Genomic DNA, 17,891 nt, shown 5'->3' with positions numbered 1-17,891 from the left:
CCGCATGGCCGGTCGGGCGAGCTGGAAGGGTTATCTCAAGCTCTCGTTGGTGTCGTGCCCGGTGAAGCTCTTCCCGGCGACGTCGGCGAGCGCGGGCAAGATCAGCTTCAACCTGCTGCACAAGGACACGCTGAACCGCGTCCAGCAGAAGTACCACGACCCGGAACTGGGCGAGATCGACCGCGCCGACCTGGTGAAGGGCTACCAGTTCGAGAAGGACAAGTACGTCGTCGTCACGGCCGAGGAGCTGGACGAGATCGAGATCGAGTCCTCGAAGACCATCGATATCGACGGGTTCGTGGACGCCGCCGAGATCGACCCGATCTACTTCGACTCCACCTACTACCTCGCGCCCGACGGCCCGATCGCCGAGGAGACGTTCGCCGTCATCCTCGAGGCCATGCGCCGGGCCGACAAGGTGGCCATCGCCCGCATCGTCCTGTCCGGCCGCGAGCGCCTGGTGGCGATCCAGCCCATCGAGGACGGCTTCCGGCTGACCACGCTGCGCTCGGCCAAGGAGATCCGCGAGGCCTCGGGCGCGCTCGAGAAGCTGAACGCCAAGTACGGCGACGACATGCTGGCCATGGCGGGGCAGATCATCGCCTCGAAGCAGGCGACCTTCGCCCCGGCGGCCTTCGAGGACCGCTACGAGGAGGCGCTGCTGGCGCTGGTGAAGTCGAAGATCGCCGGCGGCCAGCCGGTGATCACCAAGGCGCCCGAGCGCGGCAATGTGGTGAACCTGATGGACGCGCTGCGCCGCTCGATCGAGGAGGAGCGCCGGCCGCCGGCGCCCAGCCTCGGCAAGGCGGCGAAGGCGGCCGGGGGGAAGGCTTCGGCCGCGGGCAAGGCTCCGGCGAAGGCGACGGCCGCCAAGGCGCCGCCGAAGAAGCGGGCGCCCGCCGCCTCCTGACCCGATGGATGTGCGTGACCGCGCGATCGCCCTCTACGGCCGGTTCCAGGCGGGCGCGCGCGAGCGGCTGGCGGGCGAGATCGAGGCCCGTGGCGGCGGCGTCGCGCGCGACCTGACGCGGCGGTCCGACGCTCTGGTGGTGGGCGAGCTCGCCACCGCGCTCATCGATTCCGGCGCGCTTCCGCAGCGGATCGGGGCGGCGCAGGCGCGCGGGGTCCCGGTGCTGGGCGAGCGCTCGTTCGCGGCGGCGCTGGCCGGCGAGGCGGCGACCGAAGCGACGCTGCCGCTGGCGACGGCGCTGGCGGGCACGACGCTCACGGCGCAGGACGCCCAGGTGCTGGCCGCCTTCGACCTGATCGGCCTGGACGGCGACCGGACGCGCTTCGGCGACGCGCAGCTGATCCGCACCGCGGCCGACCTGGTGTCGGGCGGCCGCACGCTGGGCGGCGTCGTCCGCATCCTGGCCCGGGCGCGGGACCTGTCGCCGCGGGGCCGTTACCGGATCGTGCTGACGCCCGCGGGCGACGCGGCGCTCAAGTGGGCCGACGGGCTGACGACCCTGGAAGGGCAGGGGCAGCTGGCGTTCGACGAGGCCCACGCCACGGTCGACGATCTGTTCGAGGCCGCGGCCATGGCCGAGGCCGAGGGCGACCTGGAGGCGGCGGCGCATCTCTACGACCTGTGCGCCCGGGCCGATCGCCGGGACGCCATCGCGCCCTACAACGAAGGCAACATCCGGCTGGCCCAGGGCGCCTTCGACCAGGCGCGGCTGGCCTACCAGCGCGCGCTGGGGCGCGACCCCCGGTTCGTGGAGGCGCGCTACAACCTGGCCCAGGCGCTGGACGCGGAAGGACGTTCGGAGGCGGCCGCCGGCGAGCTGGCGCGCGTGCTGGAGACCGACCCGCGCCACCCGGACGCGGTGTTCAACCTGGCGCAGCTGCGGATGAAGGCCGGCGCGCTGGGCGACGCCGCGGCGCTGTACGAACGCTACCTCGCCCTCGACCCGCCGGAGGACTGGGCGCGGACGGCGCGCCGGGCGCTGCGATACTGCAACGGACAGGCGTGATCCAGTTCGCAGTTTGTTCTTGACATGTCTACACGTTTTCGGTAGGTTTCTGTCAGCGTTGATGAGTGCGACCGGCGCGGGGGCGAAACGGTGTCCGTTCGCCTTGGGGGCGCCTTCCAAGGACATCTTGCCGGCTCTGGTGGCCGCGCTGTCGCGTGACAGGCGCGTGGACCACTGGTGGCTGATCTGTGGGGATGCGGTCGATGAAGAGACTGTTCGTAAATCCGGCTGACCTGGAGGGCGACGAACTGGACGCCTGGTACCGGCGCCCTTTGGCCGAGATCGCCCGAGATCGCGAGGCCTCTCTGCAGGCGGATCACGACGAGTTCTTTGGCCCGCCTCCCATGCAAGAGGCGCGCTTCCGGCCCCGCGCGGTTCGTCCAGCACCGGAACGCATCGCGCCCCCTCCCGGGCAGGCCCTGCCTGCGCCTGGGAGCACTGGCGGCTTCTTTGAGACGTTCCCGAACATCCGTGGAGGCTACCTTCCCAATCGCCCTTACCCCCTCAACTGGGTGGAGCACATCGGCGGCGATGAATTCCGGCTGGCGGACGGCAGCATCGTCCGCTCGGGCGAACTGGAGCGCCTTTACGCCGAGCAAACACAGCGGATGGCAGGAGAGGACGAGCCGGGGCCTGCCACCCGCGTCCGAGTGGTGGACAAGGCGCCTCCGGGCACGATCCCGGACGCCGCCCAGATGCTGCAAGGCGAGCGAGAGGAGGATCCGAGTTGCCATCCGCTCGGTGGGTGGGAACCCGAGCAGCGGGATGACACACGCTCGCAGCGCAGCCGCGACTACGAGGATCAGATCACGCGAGCGCCGGGCCTGGACTATGTGGTTCGGACGCCTAGGGGAGCTGTCGCCTTTGACGGGTGCGCCGTGTGGGATCCTCGTCGACAGTTGCTGGAGGCGAAGGGGCCGGGATATGCCTCGCTCGTGGCCTTCATGGCAGACGATCCCAAGTACCGGAAGTTCAACACGTCTCCGCGCTTGCAAGCCGGTAGGCAACGAGAAGCGTCCGGGGGAAGGGCGGTGGATTGGCATATCGCGGAGAAGGGAGCGTTGCCGTTCTTTGAGAGACGCGTCGAGATTGCCCCGAATATGACGGTTCGTCACACGCCTCCCGAGGCTAAGTGGAGGCTGTTCTAGGTTGATCGCTCCGACCGCCATTCCGTTCGACCCGGTGTCCGAGAGCTACGGGTATCTGTGGGGATGGCCGAGTCGCGCCCAGAGCGCGGAGAGCATCGCCGACAAGCTACAGCGAATAGCCGGCCTGCTTGGCGAGGTGGAGCCGGCCTACGGGGAGCTGTGGCCCTTTGAGAGCGGGAGCCCGCCGCGGCCGGGGACGCTCGGACCTGTGCTTACCCACCCCGTCGAGGATGTGGCGACGGTCATCGACCGTCGAACACGTTTCGACCCGCCGCAGCGGCCTGCGCCGGTGGCGCAGAGCGGCTACTGGGTGCTCGTGGGCAACCATCGGCGCCCTTCGGATCCGCTCTACGCGAGCTTGTGCGTGCAGGCGGGCGCCTATGGCGAGCAGAGTGACAACGCGGTCGAACTCGAGGTCAATCCGAACGGTCCGCTATGGCGCAGCGACGACTTCACGCGCCACGTCTTCGAGGCTGGCCTGGCCCTTTGGGACGCCAGGTGGGGGGCTGTCTGGCATCGCAAGGCGACCGGCTGCGGGGTGAAGCAGCGACCGCGGCTGGCCTGGACGGCGGACCGGTTCGCGTCGCATCCGGCGCCGCCCTACATCTGGCCGCATCCGTACCCGTTCCCGTTCGAAGAGCCGCCTGAATCCGTGACGGCGCACCCCGGGCTCGGGGGCGAGCTGCAGGCGTGGGGCGGCTGAGGACGGTCTTCCGGCTGCGATGACGTCGGGCGACTTCACAGGCGTTCGGGGGTGAAACCCCCTCTCGCTTTGCGAGCTCCCCCAGGGGGGGAGCATCACCCCAGGGTCCTCCCCTTTGGGGGAGGTCCGGCGGCGCGACGCGCCGGCGGGGAGGGGGTGGCTGGCAGGGTTCGGGGTGGAGGCCCCCTCTCGCTGCGCGAGCTGCCCCAGTGCGGAGCATCCTTCCCGCGGTCCGCCTCGTGCGCAGGGGCAGGGCCATCGCATACGAGGGCTCGGCGGGCGTGAGGGGCGGTGGAGCCGTCCTGCTTAACCGCAGAGATCGCGGAGGCGGCGCGGAGGGCGCGGAGATCTCGGCGCTCTCTGCGTCCTCCGCGGTTCCATCGAGGGCCTGCGGCGCCAGCCCTGCCGGGCGGGATGCGTTTCCCGCGCCGTGGCTGCGGCTCGCCCTCTCCACCGCCCGCTCTTCGGCGGGCGGTCCCCCTCTCCCGCTAGGCGGGAGAGGAAGGTGCGGTGTCCTGTTCTAACCGCAGAGATCGCAGGAGAGGCGCGGAGGGTGCGGAAATCTCTGCGCGCTCTGCGTTCGTCTCTGCGTCCTCCGCGGTTCCATCGAGCGCCTCCGGCGCCACCCGCTCTTCGGCGGGCGGTCCCCCTCTCCCGCGTCGCGGGAGAGGAAGGTGCGGCGGGGTGGTGGAGGCTCGGGGTGAGAGCCCCTCGACTTGAAGAAGGAGTTCCAGATGACGAAGCGGAAGGGTCCCTCGGTGCGGGCGCGGCGGGGGCCGACGGAGTATTCGGGGCCGCTGGCGCAGAAGATCCTGGACAGGCTGGCGGAGGGCACGACCTACGAGCGGCTCGGGCGGGAGCGGGGCATGCCGTGCACCGCGACGCTGTACAACTGGCGCAAGGCCTATCCGGAGTTCGGGGAGGCGGCGGACGCGGCGCGGGAGTTCGGGGCGGAGGTCTGCGGGGATCGGGCGCTGGACGTAGCCGAGGCCGTCACCGAAGAGACGGTGCGCTCGGCCAAGGTGAAGATCGACGCCCTGATCCGCCGCGCCGTGGCGCTGGCGCCGGATCGGTGGGCCGCCCGCCGGACGCCGCGCGCGCCGGCGAAGCCCGAGCCCGTGGAGATCATCTTCCGGGTGCGCCGCTTCGAGAAGGTCGTGGGCGCCGACGGCCGCGCGGTGCTGCGCGAGATCTTCCCGGAGGGCGAGGGCTGATGGTGCAGCAGATCACGCGCGTGCTGGAGTGGCAGCCGCGGATGCACCAGAACGAACTCTGGGACGCCCTGCTGGGCGGCGCCAAGCGGGTGGACGTCGTGGCCCATCGCCGATGGGGCAAGGACGAGGTGGCGATGAACTGGGGCGCGTGGGCCGCGCAGGCGAGGGTGGGCGGCTACTGGCACCTGCTGCCCGAGGCGGCGCAGGGCCGCAAGGCCATCTGGGACGCCGTGAACCCGCACACGGGCAAGCGGCGGATCGAGGAGGCGTTCACCGACGATATGAAGCCGGAGTTCGTGGACAGCGAGATGAAGGTGCGGCTGGGCAATGGCTCCACCTGGCAGGTCCTGGGCTCCGACACCTACAACAGCCTCGTGGGGTCGTCGGTGGCCGGGGTCGTGTTCTCGGAGTGGTCGCTGACGCGGCCCGAGGCCTGGACCTACCTGCGCCCGATCCTGCTGGAGAACGACGGGTGGGCGGTGTTCCTTTGGACGCCGCGGGGGCGGAATCATGCGACGCGGGCGTTCGAGAGCCGCGAAAAGGACCCCGAGTGGTTCACGCTGAAGTCGCCCGCCACCGCCACCGACGTGTTCACGGCCGAGCAGCTGGAGCGCGAGCGACGGGAGCTGGCCGCCGAGCTGGGGTCGGAGGAGGAGGGCGAGGCGCGCTTCTCGTCCGAGTATCTGGTGAACTTCGATGCGGCGACGCCGGGGGCCTACTACGCCTCGCTGCTGGGCGCGGCCGAGCGGGAGGGGCGCATCGGCGGCGTGCCGCACGACCCGGCGCTGCGGGTCGACACCGCCTGGGATCTGGGCATCGACGACTACACCGCCATCTGGTTCTTCCAGCAGGCGGGGCGCGAGGTGCGGGTGATCGACTACTTCGAGACCGCGGGCCAGGGCCTGGAGGCGATCGTGCGCCAGGCCATCGGGAGCCGGCCGTACGTGTGGGGCGTCCACCACCTGCCGCACGACGTGATGGCGCGCGAACTGGGCACCGGGCGCTCGCGCTACGAGGTGCTGGGCGGCCTGGGCCTGTCGCGCATCGAGGTCGGCGCGGCCGCAGATCCTGAGGACCGCATCAGCGCGGCGCGGCTGATGATCCCGCTGACCTGGTTCGACAAGGAGCGCTGCGCGCTGGGGCTGGACCGGCTGCGGGCCTACCGCAAGCGGTGGATCCGGGCGACGCACAGCTATGGCGGGCCGCTGCACGATCAGGCCAGCCACGGCGCGGACGCCTTCGGCGAATTCGCGCTGAACCGGCGCGGCGCCGCCGCCGTGGAGCGCGCCCCGGAGGCGCGCCGCCGGAGCCTCGGGCCCGCGGGCGGCGCCCTGAGCTGGATGGGCTGACAAAGGCGCCGGCGCGGGCGTGCGTTAATCCTGACGCTCCAGACGACGTTAAGGCCCGGGAAACATAGTTCGGGCGGTCGGGGGGCGAGGGAGTCAGGAGTTCGGCGGTGCCGGAGATCGCGCGGCAGGCCCTGGATCTGTTCGAGGCGCGGCCGCTGACGTGCGTCGGGGTGGCGATCGCCGTCATCCTCTATCTGAACCTGATGATGTCGGGGCCGCGCATCCGCTGACGGCTGCGCCGTGCAACCCGCGTCCTCCGTCTGCATTCCGAATGCCGGACAGACGGAGAAACTCGATGAACGGTGTGGGAATCCTGGGCGCGATCATCATCGGCATCCTGGCCGGTTGGATCGCCGAGAAGATCATGGGCCGCAATCACGGACTTCTGATGAACCTGATTGTCGGCGTGGTGGGCGCATTCCTCGGCAGCTTCGTGGCGACGATGCTGGGCTTCGGCGTGGGCGAAGGGATCATCCCGAGCCTTCTGACCGCCACGGCCGGCGCGGTCCTGCTGCTTTTCCTGGTCGGCCTGTTCCAGCGTCGCCGCGGGGTCTGACGCGCGTCCCGACTGGGCGGTTGACAGGTGTTGTTACGTCTGTAGTCTGAATTTGCTACAGACGTAATAACACGGGAGGCCGCCCATGAGGCGCGTGAGGTTCATGACGGCGCCGGCGGCGCTCATCTTCGTGATGGCGCTCTCGGGCGTGGCGCGGGCGCAGGAGGCCGCGCGGTGCGCGGGTTGCGGCGAGGGCGGCCTGACGGTCGTCCCGCCCGCAGAGCGGCTGCATATCGGCCGGGTCTTCGCGGACGCCTCGCTCGAGGTGAAGACGGTTTTCGCGATCCTGCTCATCTCGACGGTGGCCGCGCTCGTCGTCTGGGCGATGAGCCTGGGCAAGGTCGGCAAGGGCGACGCCAAGGGCCTGGCGGGCTCGCTGGGGCGCCTGAGGATCGTGCGGTCGGCGGGCATCCCGCTGGGCGCGCTGGCGGCCAGCTACATCCTGTTCGCCGGCTTCCTGGGCATCGCGAACGTGCGGCCGGCGCCCTCGATCACGGTGATGGCCCCGGGATGGGCCGAGGCGGCGCTGGCCGTGATGCTGGGCCTGCTGGCCAGCACCGTGGGCGTGCTCTGCGAGCGGCACCTCGAGGCGCGGATCCGCCGCGCGGCGGCCTGAGGATGGCCACACCGCCGCGGATCTCCGCGGCCGAGAGCCAGGTCATGGCGGTGGCCTGGGCCGCCGCCGAGGCCGGCCGCGACGGGGCGGGCGCTGAGGAGATCCTGGCCGAGGCCGGCTCGGCCAACGGCTGGGGCGAGGCCACGGTCCGCACGCTGATCCGCCGGCTGATCACCAAGGGCGCCCTCAGGTCGGAGCGCCGGCGCGGCATGGTGGTCTATGCGCCCCTGATCCGGCGCGAGGACTGGGTTACCGACGAGAGCCGCGGGCTGCTGGACCGCCTGTTCGGCGGCCAGCTCGCGCCGCTGGTGGCGCACTTTGCCCGCGAGAAGGCGCTGGCGCCGGAGGACCTCGCGCGGCTGAAGCGGCTGGTGGCCGAGCTGGACCGCGACGACGACGATTGATGTTTCGTTTTTGTTCTTGACAAGCCGACACGTTTTCGGTAGGTTTCTGTCAGCGTTGATGAGTGCGGCCGCCGCGGTGCGGTGAGCCTCCGGCGCGTTCCGATCCACCAGCCGCCGCGGTCCTCGCAGACCGCCTTCCACCCGCCGGGCGTCGCTCGCGCGGGCGCCTTCACGTGAGGTCCTGCCTTGTCCGACGAGATCCTTTCCGAGGCCCGCGCCGCCTTCGAACTGGCGGCCGACGCCGAGGCCGACAACCGGCGCGAGGCGCTGGACGACCTGCGCTTCGCGCGGCTGGGCGAGCAGTGGCCCGAGGCGGTCCGGCGCGGGCGCGAGCAGGAAGGGCGGCCCTGCCTGACCATCAACCGGCTGCCGGCCTTCATCCGCCAGGTGGTGAACGACGCGCGCCAGAACAAGCCGGCGATCGCGGTGCATCCGGTGGACGGCGCGGCCGACCCCGAGACCGCCGAGGTGATGAACGGCCTGATCCGCCATATCGAGCAGAGCTCCGACGCCGAGGTGGCCTACGACACGGCCCTGGACTTCGCGGTGACGAGCGGGGTGGGGTACTTCCGGATCAACACCCGGTACGCCGCGGACGACTCCTTCGAACAGGACATCGCCATCGAGCGGGTGGCCGATCCGTTCTCGATCTACGGGGACCCCGAGTCGACGGGGGCGGACTCGTCGGACTGGAACACGGCCTTCGTGGTGGATTCGCTGCCGGCGGCGGCGTTCGCGGCGCGGTGGCCCGGCGCGGCGGTGGCCGACTGGGACGGCGGCGGGGCGATCCGTCCGGCCGGGGAAGCCCGTGACGGGGAGCGCGTGACGCTCGCCGAGTACTGGCGGCGCGAGCGCGTCGAGCGGACCATCCTGGCGCTGTCGGACGGGCGCGTGATCGAGGAGGCGACCTACAGGGCGCAGAAGGCGCTGTTCGACGCGCTCGGCGTGACGCCGGTGGGGCGGCCGCGCAGGAGCGCCAGCCACCGGGTGGTGCAGCGCATCCTCTCCGGCGCCGAGGTGCTGGAGACGGTGGAGTGGGCCGGGCGGTTCATCCCCATCGTCCCCGTGTTCGGCGAGGAGCTGATCGTCGACGGCCGGCGTCGGCTGCGGAGCCTGGTGCGCGACGCGAAAGACCCGCAGCGGATGTTCAACTACTGGCGCACCACGTCGACGGAACTGGTCGCCCTGGCGCCCAAGGCGCCGTTCATCGGCCGGAAGGGCGCGTTCGACACCGACGCGAACAAGTGGGCGACGGCGAACGTCCAGAGCCACGCCTACATCGAGTACGACGGCCCCGAGCCGCCGATGCGGCAGGGCTATGCGGGCGCGCCGGCCGGCGCGCTGCAGGAGGCGATGAACGCCTCGGACGACATGAAGTCGATCATGGGGCTCTACGATGCGAGCCTCGGCGCGCGGTCCAACGAGACCTCGGGCCGCGCGATCATGGCGCGGCAACGGGAGGGGGACGTCTCGACGTTCCACTACATCGACAACCTGAGCCGGGCGATCCGGCACGCCGGGCGGATCCTGCTGGACCTCATCCCGAAGGTGTACGCGACGGCGCGCGTGGTCCGCGTGCTGGGCCAGGACGGCGCGGCGCACAGCGTGGGCGTGGCGCCTGGCGGCCGCGCGGCCGGGCCCTCGGCCGAGCAGCTGCGCGCCATCGGGCGGATCCACGACCTGGGCGCCGGCAAGTACGACCTGACCGTCCGGGCCGGCCCCTCGTTCACGAGCCGCCGCGAGGAGGCCGCGACCCAGATGATCGAGCTGATCCGCGCCTATCCCGGAGCCGCGCCGGTGCTGGGCGACCTGCTGGCGCGCAACCTCGACTGGCCCGGCGCGGACGAGATCGCGGGACGCCTGGCCGCGCTGCTGCCGCCGGCGGCGAAGGGACAGGATCCGCAGGTCCAGGCCGCGCAGGGCCAGGTCGCCCAGCTGGCGCAGGCGCTGGCGGCGGCCAGGAGCGAGATCGCCGCCCTGAAGCAGGACCGCGCGCACCAGGCCCGCAAGCTGGAGATCGAGGCCTTCGAGGCCGAGACCAACCGGATGCGCGCCCTGCAGCGCCCCGCCTGAGGCCTAGGTTCGGGCCGGGCCAAGCGAAGCCTTGCAGTTCTTGAAATGTTCTGGTCAATTCGGGGGTGCGGATGTGGAAGGACGCAATGAGCGCCTCGGGCGTTCCGATGATCGAAGGCGACGGGCGGTCCAGCCCGGGGCCGGCCGCCGGGGCCCGCCCGACGGCGCCAGGCCGGTTCGACCCGGCCCGCGGCATTCCGCGCCGGGGCGGGGGAGCCCTGTCGCCCGGCGCGTGCGAGTTCATCTTCTACGGCGGCGCAGGCCAGGGCGGCGACTATCTGGAGGGCTTCCGCCGATCGTTCGAGAAGGCCGGGATCGACCGGCCGGTGATCCCCAACTACGGCGACCCGGCCGCGAGCGCGGCGGGGCGGCGGCGGATGGCCGGCGAAGTGCTGGACGTCCTCAAGTCCAACGGGCTCAAGCATGCGCAGGCCCTCGCGGCGACGCCCGGCATGCAGGCCGCGGCGCGCCACTCGCGAACCCTGGGCGATGAGCAGTACAACCTGGGCGGATACTCCAACGGGGCCGTGATGGCCGCCGCGCAGGCGTACGCGGTGGCGGAGAACGGCGGCGTCGTCGACAATCTCGTCCTGCTGGGGGCGCCCATCAACAAGGACCTCTACGATGCGGTGCGCACCCATCCCGGGATCCGGAATGTCATCACCATGGACCTGACCAAGTACGGGGATCCGGTGCGGGCGGGCATGAGCGACGCGGCGCTGGCGGCGTCGACGCCGAAGCTGGCCCGGCAATGGCGCGAGCAGACGGGGCACTTCCGCCTGAGCGGCGAGGGCGAGGTGTTCGACGCGCGCCGCGACGAACTGGCCCACGACCTGAAGCGCCGGGGACTGAGGTAGTGGCCGGGCGACGCACATGGGCCGGGCTCGTGGCGGCCCTGGCCGCGGCTGCCCTGGCCGCGGCGGCCGCCGCGCCCGCCGCCCGCGCCGAGCCCGCGGACGCCCAGGCCGCCCCCGAGTCTGCAGGATCATCCTGCGTCTTCATCTTCTACGGGGCGGTCGGCCAGGGCGGAGTCTATCTCGAGCGGTTTCGCGCGGCGTTCGCCAAGGCGGGAATCCGCGACCCGATCGTGCCGAACTACGGCGACCCCTGGACGTCCGCGGGACTGCGGCGGCTGATCGGCGAGGCGGGCAGCGTGACGGCGCGCAACGATCTGGCCTACGCCAAGGCCATGGCCGCCACCCCCGCCATGCAGGCGGCGGCGCGGCAGTCGCGCAGCCTTGCCGGCCGCGAGCAGTACAACGTGGGCGGCTACTCCAACGGGGCGGTCATGGCCGCAGCCCAGGCGTTCGCCGTGGCCGAGAACGGCGGCGTGGTCGACCATCTGGTCCTGGTGGCCGCCCCGCTGAACAGCGACCTCTACGACGCGGTCCGGCGACATCCGCGGATCCGCAAGGTGATCACCGTCGACCTGGACGATCTCGGCGATCCGCTCCGGGCGGGCGTCGGCGACGCCGCGATCCGCCTCGCCACGCCCGCGCTGGCCTGGCAGTTCGCCCCGAAGTCCGGCCATTTCGCCCTGAGCGGGACGCGCCCGGAGGCGGACCGGGCGCGCGAGGCGCTGGCCCGAGCGCTGTACCAGGGAGGCCTGCGTTGAGGCGGATGAGCGTTCCGCTGTTCTGGATGGGCCTGGGCCTGGCTTGCTGGCCCCTGGCGCTGACGCTGGCCATGGCCGCGTATCAGCACGCCAACGGCGACGACTACTGTCGCGCCTGGGCCGGCGTGAACAACCTGGCTCTCGCGCCGGCGGCGGTCGCGTTTGGCCTCTCGGCGTTGTCCGCGTTCGACGCTCGCCGGGCCCTGGTCATGCTGGCGATCGTGCTCGCGGGTCCAGGCTGGGCGTTGAGCTGTGGGATGGCCCATGGCTGACCGCGCGCGCATGGCCCGAGCGGCGTTCTGGATTGCGGCCGGACTGGCCGCGTGGCCCTACCTGGCCATGCTGTGGCTCTACGGCGGCCGCCGACCGCTCTACTGCAGCCTGTGGGATCCGTGGACGGCGGTCGTGGCCATGGCGCCTGCGGTCCTGGTGTTCGCGATCTCCGCCGTCCTGCGCTTCGACCGGCGGCGGCTCGCCGCGATGGCGGCGTTGCTGGCCGTTTGGCCGACGATCTTCGTCGGCTGCAGCTTCGCCGTCGGCATCGGCGGCGAGACCGAGTTCTTCTCCACCCGCCCCTGAGGGGCTCAGCTCCAGAGGACAAGATGCACGACGATATCCTGCCGTTGGCGGGCGACGACCCCATGCGCGACGAGGATTGCGCCGGTCCGGACTGCGACCCGGCGGACGAGATGTTCGAGCTCGAACTGGACGGCGTGACCCACACCGTGCCGGCGGCGCTGAAGGGCGCCTTCCTGCGGCAGGCCGACTACACCCGCAAGACCCAGGAGATCGCCGAGCATCGGCGCGCTCTGGAGGCCGAGCGCGAGGCGATGTCGCGCCGCTCGGCCGCCCTGCGGAGCGGCAGCCGCGACCGGATCAGCCTGATGGTCCTCGACGACCAGATCGAGGCGTTCGAGAGCGTGGACTGGGAGGCCTACGCGGCCTCGGACCCCGAAGCGGCGCAGGCCCTTTGGACCCAGTTCCAGGAGGCGCAGGCGGCGCGCGACGAGCTGGCCTACGCCGTCGCCCACGACGACGAACGCGCGCAGCTGCAGTCCGCCCGCGAGGCGGCCGAGGCGATGGCGAAGACCGGCGCCCGGCTGCGCGAGGAGATCGACGGCTGGTCGCCGGAGGTGGCGAGCAAGCTGGTCGAGTACGCCCAGGCGTTCGGCGTGACTCTGGAGGAGCTGGCGCAGGCCGCGGACCCGCGGCTGTGGAAGCTGCTGCACAAGGCGTGGACCGCGGACGAGGCCAGCCAGCGCGGCGCGCAGGCCGAGGCCGCCCAGGCGGTCCGGCCGGCCGTCCTGGTGTCGGGCGGCGGCGCCGCCGGCGCCGGCGTGCGCGACGAGCTCAGCACCAAGGAATGGATGCGCCGACGCGGCGAGCAGCTCTCCGGCGGGCGCTGACGCCGCCGCACCCGTCTTCCAGCCCAGCGCCCTCGGCCCCTCCCGCGCGGGAGCACGGGCGAGGGCGCTCCCGACAGCCGCCGCCGGCTCGCGCCGGCCGGACCCCGAACACCCGCCGGCGGGCGGCTCGGGCGTCTTCGCGCGGCCCGACCTCAACCCAAGTCCGCAAGGAAACCCATGCCCAACACTCTCTTGACCGCCACCGCGGTGACGCGGGAAGCGCTGCGCGTGCTGCACCAGAAGCTCAACTTCGTGGGCACGATCACGCGGGACTACGACGACCGGTTCGCCCAGTCGGGCGCCAAGATCGGCGACACACTGAAGATCCGGCTGCCGAACCAGTACAAGGTCCGCAACGGGGCGCCCCTGGGCTCCGGGGCCGACCTGGACACCATCGAGTCGAGCGTCGATCTGAAGGTGCAGACCCAGAAGGGGGTCGACTTCAACTTCACCTCGGCCGACCTGACCATGGCGCTGGACGACTTCTCGGAGCGCGTTCTGGAGCCGGCGATGAGCGTGCTCGCGGCCAACATCGAGGCCGACGCCATGAGCATGTACAAGGATGTCTGGAACCAGGTCGACAACCACGGCCAGCCGGCGTCCTTCGCCAAGGTGCTGCAGGGCCGCAAGGTGCTGGTCGACAACCTCGCGCCGCTGAACGGCCGGACCTGCAACCTCAACACCCAGGACAACGTGGACCTGGTGGACGCGCTGAAGGGCCTGTTCAACGACAAGGCCACGATCAGCAAGCAGAACCGCGAAGGCTTCATGGGCCGCACCGCAGGGTTCGACTTCATGGAGAACACCCTGTGGCCGTCGCACCAGCGCGGCGCGGCGGTGCAGACCGGCTACACCACCAACACGACGGTGGGCGCGCTGCCGCTCGTCTCGACGCCCGTCACGGCGATCACCGTGGCGACCGGAACCGGCGGCATGAACAAGGGCGACGTGTTCACCATCGCCAACGTGTTCCGGGTGCACCCCGAGACCAAGCAGTCCACCGGGGTCCTGCAGCAGTTCGTGGTCGTGAACGACCCCTACGCCGGCGGCGCCGGCGTGGTCACCATCGCGCCGGCGATCGTGCTGGCCGGCCCTGGCCAGAACGTCACGATCCCGGTGACGTCGGCCACGGCGGCGATGACCTTCCCGGGGACGCCGTCGCAGGCCCACGGCCTGTCGATGGCCTACCAGAAGGGCGCGTTCGCGTTCGCCACGGCGGACATGCTGCTGCCCCGCGGCGTCGACTTCGCCTCGCGCGAGGTGTTCGACGGGATCTCGATGCGGATCGTGCGCCAGTACGACATCAACAACGACAAGTTCCCGTGCCGCCTCGACGTCCTGTACGGGTACAAGACCATCCGGCCGCAGCTCGCCTGCCGCCTGGCCAACAAGTAGCGCCGTGACGCTGCGCGCGGCGGGCCGGAAAGGCCCGCCGCGCAACCCGGCCTTCGGGGCGCCGCGGCGTCCCGCGCCCCACACAATCGAACCTGCGAGGTTGGTCCATGGCGATCACGACCTACGCCGAGCTGAAGGCTGCGGCGGCGAACTGGCTTGTGCGCGGCGATCTCACCGCCCGGATCCCGGAGTTCATCGCGCTGGCGGAGGCGCGACTCAACCGCGTGCTGCGCGCGCGCCTGGCCGAGGCCGAGGTGGCGCTGACCACGACGGCGGGCGCCAGGACCGTTCCGCTGCCGGCGGGGTTTACCGAGCCCCTGCGGCTGTGGATCGTGAAGACCGACGGGCGCGTCGAGCTGCCGTTCCTGGACCCGAGCCTGATCGCGGCCTCGTCGCTGCGCGGCGAACCGGGGGCGTGGAGCGTGGACGGCGCGGCGATCGCCTTCGACCGGCCGTCCGACAAGGCCTACGCCCTGACCCTGAGAATGCTGAAGGCGTTCGCGCTGAGCGATGCGGCCGGGACCAACGCGCTGCTGGCGGACGGACCCGACGTCTACCTCTTCGCGACCCTGTGCGAGGCGGCCCCCTTCCTGCGGGACGGCGAGCTGGCCTCGGCCTACGAGGCCAGGCTGGACCGCGCGATCGCCGAGCTCAACGCCAAGGATGCGCGGAGCCGCGCCGCGGGCCGGTTGCGCAGCGAGCTGCCCGACCTGATCGGCGCAAGGAGCGGCTGGTGACGCCCTTGCCGGTGGGACCGGGCGCGCCGGACGCCGTGCGGGCGATCCTGAAGTCGTTCCACGACGCCCTGACCGCGCTGCTGCACCCGGCGGCGCCGACGCCGCTCTTCGCCCTGGCCGCGGCCGCACTGCCGCCGGCGGCGGAGCATCCGCAGACCCTGGTGCTCGTCACCGACCTCAACATCCTCGCCCACTCGGACGGGGCGCACTGGATCCGCCAAGACACGGGAGCCGTGATCGTCTGATGCCTTCTTCCTGGTCGCCATCGCTCCGGTTCGAACTGCAGTTCACCGGCGAGAACATCAACCTGTGGGGCGAGAAGCTGAACGCTGTGCTCGCCCACGCCGACTACGCCATCGCCGGCTGGCTGACGAAGCCGCTGACGGGGAACGCGGCGCTCACCATCGCCAATGCGCCCGACGACGAGGCGCGCGCGGCCATGATCAAGTTCACGGGCGGGGCGGGGCCCTTCACCGTGACGATCCCGGCCGTCAGCAAGAGCTACCTCGTCTGGAACGCCTGCGACGGTCCGGTGACGCTGACGACCGGTGCGGGCGCCACGGTGACGATCGACGCCGGCGACATCGCCTGGGCCGCCACGGACGGCGCGGCGGTGAAGACGCCCGGCTACGGCGGGCTGTCGATCAAGGACTACGTGGCCGCGACGGCCTGGTCCTACAACGCCGGGAGCCTGCCCGCCCAGGCCGGCAACGCCGGCAAGTTCGTGCGGACCGACGGGGTCAACGCCAGCTGGCAGGGCCTCTCCACAGCCGATCTCAGCGACTACGCGAGCGCCGTGCGGGGCCTGGCCCTGGCGTTCGCCGTCGCCCTCTAAGGAGCCTAACGACATGCCCGTGACCCCCAACAGCATCGTGACGCCGCAGACGCCGAGGTCGGCGGCGGCGGTCGTGAACACCGCGCAGGCGACCTTTCCGCCGACGACCAACCCCGGTGGGACGGCCCTGCTCGTCACCGCGGGTGCCAGCGGCGGGCGCGTGACGCGGCTCGTGGCGCTGCCGCAGGAGACCACGGGCGGCGCCGGCGTCATGCAGGCGTACCGCGACGTGGGCACCGCCGGCGCGAGCAAGTACCTGTTTGCGACCGTCGCCTGCGCCAGCGACACCGTGAGCGCCACCGATCCGCCGGCGGCGCTGGACTTCGGATATTCCGACGACAACCCCCTGATCCTGCAGGCGAACGAGCGGATCTACGTGGCCACCGGTATCGCCAAGAGCATCTGCTTCATCGCGGAATGGGCGGACTACTGATGGCGACGGGACAGAAGCTCCGGGGGCTTGTGGGGCAGGGGATGGGGGGGAAGAAGGAGGGGGCGTCTCTGCGCTTGGCTCAGGTCTACGAGTCAGTGACGCCCGGCGCGGCAACCTTCACCGCGCGATACTCAGGCACGCTCTTTGTCTTCGCTTGGGGTGCCGGTGGGGGTGGGTCTAGCGCTAGTGACTTGGCGGGAGGTGGTGGCGGCGGCGTCTACAAGAGAGCACGCATTGGCCGAGGACAGTCAGTTTCGATCGTCATCGGTAGCGGAGGGAGTGCGGGTCCCACCAGCGGCAGCGGCGGTTCGACGTCGGTTACACTGCCCTCTGGCCTAGTAGTCACGGCGACTGGAGGAATGGGTGGCAACCAAGGTCGAAGCGGAGGAGTCGGCGTCAATGGTGATGCCAACCGTTCTGGCGGCGCTGGCGGCACCGCAGGAGGCGCGGGTGCTGCAGGCGAGGACGGTGGTGGCGCGGGTGGTGTGCCGTTCTCCTCAAATGCCGGGGGTGGCGGTCAAGCAGGCTTCGAGAGCATCGTGCCGGGACTTCCCTACAGCGCCGCTCTCGCAACCGCCAATGCGGCACCGCCTGCTGCTGGCGGCGCTTCCAATGCGACTATCCTAAGCGCCGCAGGTGTGGGGGGGCCCGGGAAGGTCCTCATGTACTTAGTACGCCGCTTCTAGGGCAGCCTTCAGTTGTCCAATTGGGGTAGTCCAGTCCCCCAATTTGCTCTGCCGGAACAAGCGCATTGAAGGGTACCAAGGGCTGTCAGTGCGGTTTCGCAGCCAGCGCCAGTCAGCTGGTTCCGGCAGCAGCAGCATGCACGGCTTACCCATCGCGCCAGCGAGGTGCGCCACTGCTGTGTCCACACTCACAACAACCTGCAGACCCGCGACTATCTCGGCTGTGTCTTGGAAATCAGAAGCACCAGTTGATTCCGGAGACAGGTCGATTGCGCCTGGCAGAGCCCTAAGTTCTGCCATCTCCGCCTCACTGAGCGACCGATGCTGGTCATTTGCGTAGGCAGGATTGCCGGCGAGCATCAAACCAACTCGCCCGCGGTACCTGGGTGGCGCGCTCAAGTAGGGAGCCGGTGGAATGGTATCGAGACGCGTTCCACACAGGTAGGGAAGCGAGGGGCCAAGCGCCCAAGCATCCACGGGTGGCAACTCCACGCGGCCCTGAGCGGAAAGGACGGGAACGCCTAGGGACGCGAAGAGTCGTACGAGCCTAGGATGGCACATGATCGTGACCTGGACGCCGCGCCTCCGGAGCATGGGCGCGTACCTAGCGAACATGATTTGATCGCCGTACCCCTGCTCTGGCAGGATTAGGAGACTGCGGATTTCGCCGCCGTTCCATTCGGGGACGGATAGCTGCGGCTTCCCGGCGCCGCGTCCGCCCATTTCGATGGGGCGGGTTTCATAG

The 17,891-nt window shown here is 71.0% G+C and carries 22 protein-coding genes; all 22 read left to right on the top strand.

Going from position 1 to position 17,891, the window contains the following annotated elements; genetic code table 11:
* The first annotated feature begins 4 nt into the window (after nt 1-4).
* The 22 genes from ku (at nt 5) to AC2D8W_RS02870 (ending at nt 17,146) form a co-directional block, all read left to right on the top strand.
* Nucleotides 5-910, top strand: coding sequence for a non-homologous end joining protein Ku (gene ku / locus AC2D8W_RS02975; protein ID WP_293483283.1), 906 nt, complete (start codon nt 5-7; stop codon nt 908-910).
* A gap of 4 nt (nt 911-914) precedes the next feature.
* Nucleotides 915-1,976 (top strand): tetratricopeptide repeat protein, encoded by a 1,062-nt coding sequence (locus AC2D8W_RS02970; RefSeq protein ID WP_484670254.1) that lies wholly within the window; start codon nt 915-917, stop codon nt 1,974-1,976.
* A 203-nt stretch (nt 1,977-2,179) separates the two neighbouring features.
* Nucleotides 2,180-3,124 carry a hypothetical protein gene (locus AC2D8W_RS02965; RefSeq protein WP_484670253.1) on the top strand — a complete coding sequence of 315 codons (945 nt, stop codon included), beginning with the start codon at nt 2,180-2,182 and terminating at the stop codon, nt 3,122-3,124.
* A 1-nt stretch (nt 3,125) separates the two neighbouring features.
* Nucleotides 3,126-3,827 (top strand): hypothetical protein, encoded by a 702-nt coding sequence (locus AC2D8W_RS02960; protein ID WP_484670252.1) that lies wholly within the window; start codon nt 3,126-3,128, stop codon nt 3,825-3,827.
* A gap of 734 nt (nt 3,828-4,561) precedes the next feature.
* A complete protein-coding gene (locus tag AC2D8W_RS02955) occupies nt 4,562-5,041 on the top strand; it encodes a terminase small subunit-like protein (protein WP_484670251.1) in 480 nt (159 codons plus the stop codon).
* Nucleotides 5,041-6,390 (top strand): hypothetical protein, encoded by a 1,350-nt coding sequence (locus tag AC2D8W_RS02950; RefSeq protein ID WP_484670250.1) that lies wholly within the window; start codon nt 5,041-5,043, stop codon nt 6,388-6,390. The genes AC2D8W_RS02955 and AC2D8W_RS02950 overlap by 1 nt, the downstream gene beginning before the upstream one ends.
* 107 nt (nt 6,391-6,497) lie before the next feature.
* Nucleotides 6,498-6,620, top strand: coding sequence for a hypothetical protein (locus AC2D8W_RS02945; RefSeq protein ID WP_484670249.1), 123 nt, complete (start codon nt 6,498-6,500; stop codon nt 6,618-6,620).
* A gap of 65 nt (nt 6,621-6,685) precedes the next feature.
* Entirely contained in the window at nt 6,686-6,946 is a 261-nt protein-coding gene (locus tag AC2D8W_RS02940) for a GlsB/YeaQ/YmgE family stress response membrane protein (protein WP_484670248.1), read from the top strand.
* Nucleotides 6,947-7,031: 85 nt separating this feature from the next.
* A complete protein-coding gene (locus AC2D8W_RS02935; RefSeq protein ID WP_484670247.1) occupies nt 7,032-7,562 on the top strand; it encodes a hypothetical protein in 531 nt (176 codons plus the stop codon).
* Nucleotides 7,563-7,564: 2 nt separating this feature from the next.
* Nucleotides 7,565-7,966: a BlaI/MecI/CopY family transcriptional regulator gene (locus AC2D8W_RS02930; protein WP_484670246.1), complete on the top strand. Its 402-nt coding sequence runs from the start codon at nt 7,565-7,567 to the stop codon at nt 7,964-7,966.
* A 186-nt stretch (nt 7,967-8,152) separates the two neighbouring features.
* Complete coding sequence (locus AC2D8W_RS02925; RefSeq protein WP_484670245.1) at nt 8,153-10,039, top strand: portal protein; 1,887 nt, start codon at nt 8,153-8,155, stop codon at nt 10,037-10,039.
* 71 nt (nt 10,040-10,110) lie between these two features.
* On the top strand, nt 10,111-10,896 hold the full coding sequence (locus AC2D8W_RS02920) for a hypothetical protein (protein ID WP_484670244.1): 786 nt from the start codon (nt 10,111-10,113) through the stop codon (nt 10,894-10,896).
* A gap of 29 nt (nt 10,897-10,925) precedes the next feature.
* Complete coding sequence (locus AC2D8W_RS02915; protein ID WP_484670243.1) at nt 10,926-11,654, top strand: hypothetical protein; 729 nt, start codon at nt 10,926-10,928, stop codon at nt 11,652-11,654.
* On the top strand, nt 11,651-11,926 hold the full coding sequence (locus AC2D8W_RS02910; protein ID WP_484670242.1) for a hypothetical protein: 276 nt from the start codon (nt 11,651-11,653) through the stop codon (nt 11,924-11,926). Before AC2D8W_RS02915 ends, AC2D8W_RS02910 begins: the two co-directional genes overlap by 4 nt.
* Nucleotides 11,919-12,233: a hypothetical protein gene (locus tag AC2D8W_RS02905; protein ID WP_484670241.1), complete on the top strand. Its 315-nt coding sequence runs from the start codon at nt 11,919-11,921 to the stop codon at nt 12,231-12,233. Before AC2D8W_RS02910 ends, AC2D8W_RS02905 begins: the two co-directional genes overlap by 8 nt.
* A 23-nt stretch (nt 12,234-12,256) precedes the next feature.
* Entirely contained in the window at nt 12,257-13,060 is an 804-nt protein-coding gene (locus AC2D8W_RS02900; RefSeq protein WP_484670240.1) for a hypothetical protein, read from the top strand.
* Between the two features lie 177 nt (nt 13,061-13,237).
* The gene (locus AC2D8W_RS02895) at nt 13,238-14,455 is read left to right on the top strand and encodes a P22 phage major capsid protein family protein (RefSeq protein WP_484670239.1); all 1,218 of its coding nucleotides are present in this window, start codon (nt 13,238-13,240) and stop codon (nt 14,453-14,455) included.
* A 107-nt stretch (nt 14,456-14,562) separates the two neighbouring features.
* On the top strand, nt 14,563-15,192 hold the full coding sequence (locus tag AC2D8W_RS02890) for a phage adaptor protein (RefSeq protein WP_484670238.1): 630 nt from the start codon (nt 14,563-14,565) through the stop codon (nt 15,190-15,192).
* Nucleotides 15,189-15,437, top strand: coding sequence for a hypothetical protein (locus tag AC2D8W_RS02885; RefSeq protein ID WP_484670237.1), 249 nt, complete (start codon nt 15,189-15,191; stop codon nt 15,435-15,437). Before AC2D8W_RS02890 ends, AC2D8W_RS02885 begins: the two co-directional genes overlap by 4 nt.
* A complete protein-coding gene (locus tag AC2D8W_RS02880; RefSeq protein ID WP_484670236.1) occupies nt 15,437-16,027 on the top strand; it encodes a hypothetical protein in 591 nt (196 codons plus the stop codon). The genes AC2D8W_RS02885 and AC2D8W_RS02880 overlap by 1 nt, the downstream gene beginning before the upstream one ends.
* A 13-nt stretch (nt 16,028-16,040) precedes the next feature.
* Nucleotides 16,041-16,460 carry a hypothetical protein gene (locus AC2D8W_RS02875; protein ID WP_484670235.1) on the top strand — a complete coding sequence of 140 codons (420 nt, stop codon included), beginning with the start codon at nt 16,041-16,043 and terminating at the stop codon, nt 16,458-16,460.
* Nucleotides 16,445-17,146, top strand: a complete 702-nt coding sequence (locus AC2D8W_RS02870) for a glycine-rich domain-containing protein (protein ID WP_484670234.1) — start codon at nt 16,445-16,447, stop codon at nt 17,144-17,146. Before AC2D8W_RS02875 ends, AC2D8W_RS02870 begins: the two co-directional genes overlap by 16 nt.
* The last annotated feature ends 745 nt before the right edge of the window (nt 17,147-17,891 follow it).

The sequence above is a fragment of the Phenylobacterium sp. T106 genome, from assembly GCF_057219735.1.
This window is presented reverse-complemented; position numbering and strand designations above follow the sequence as displayed.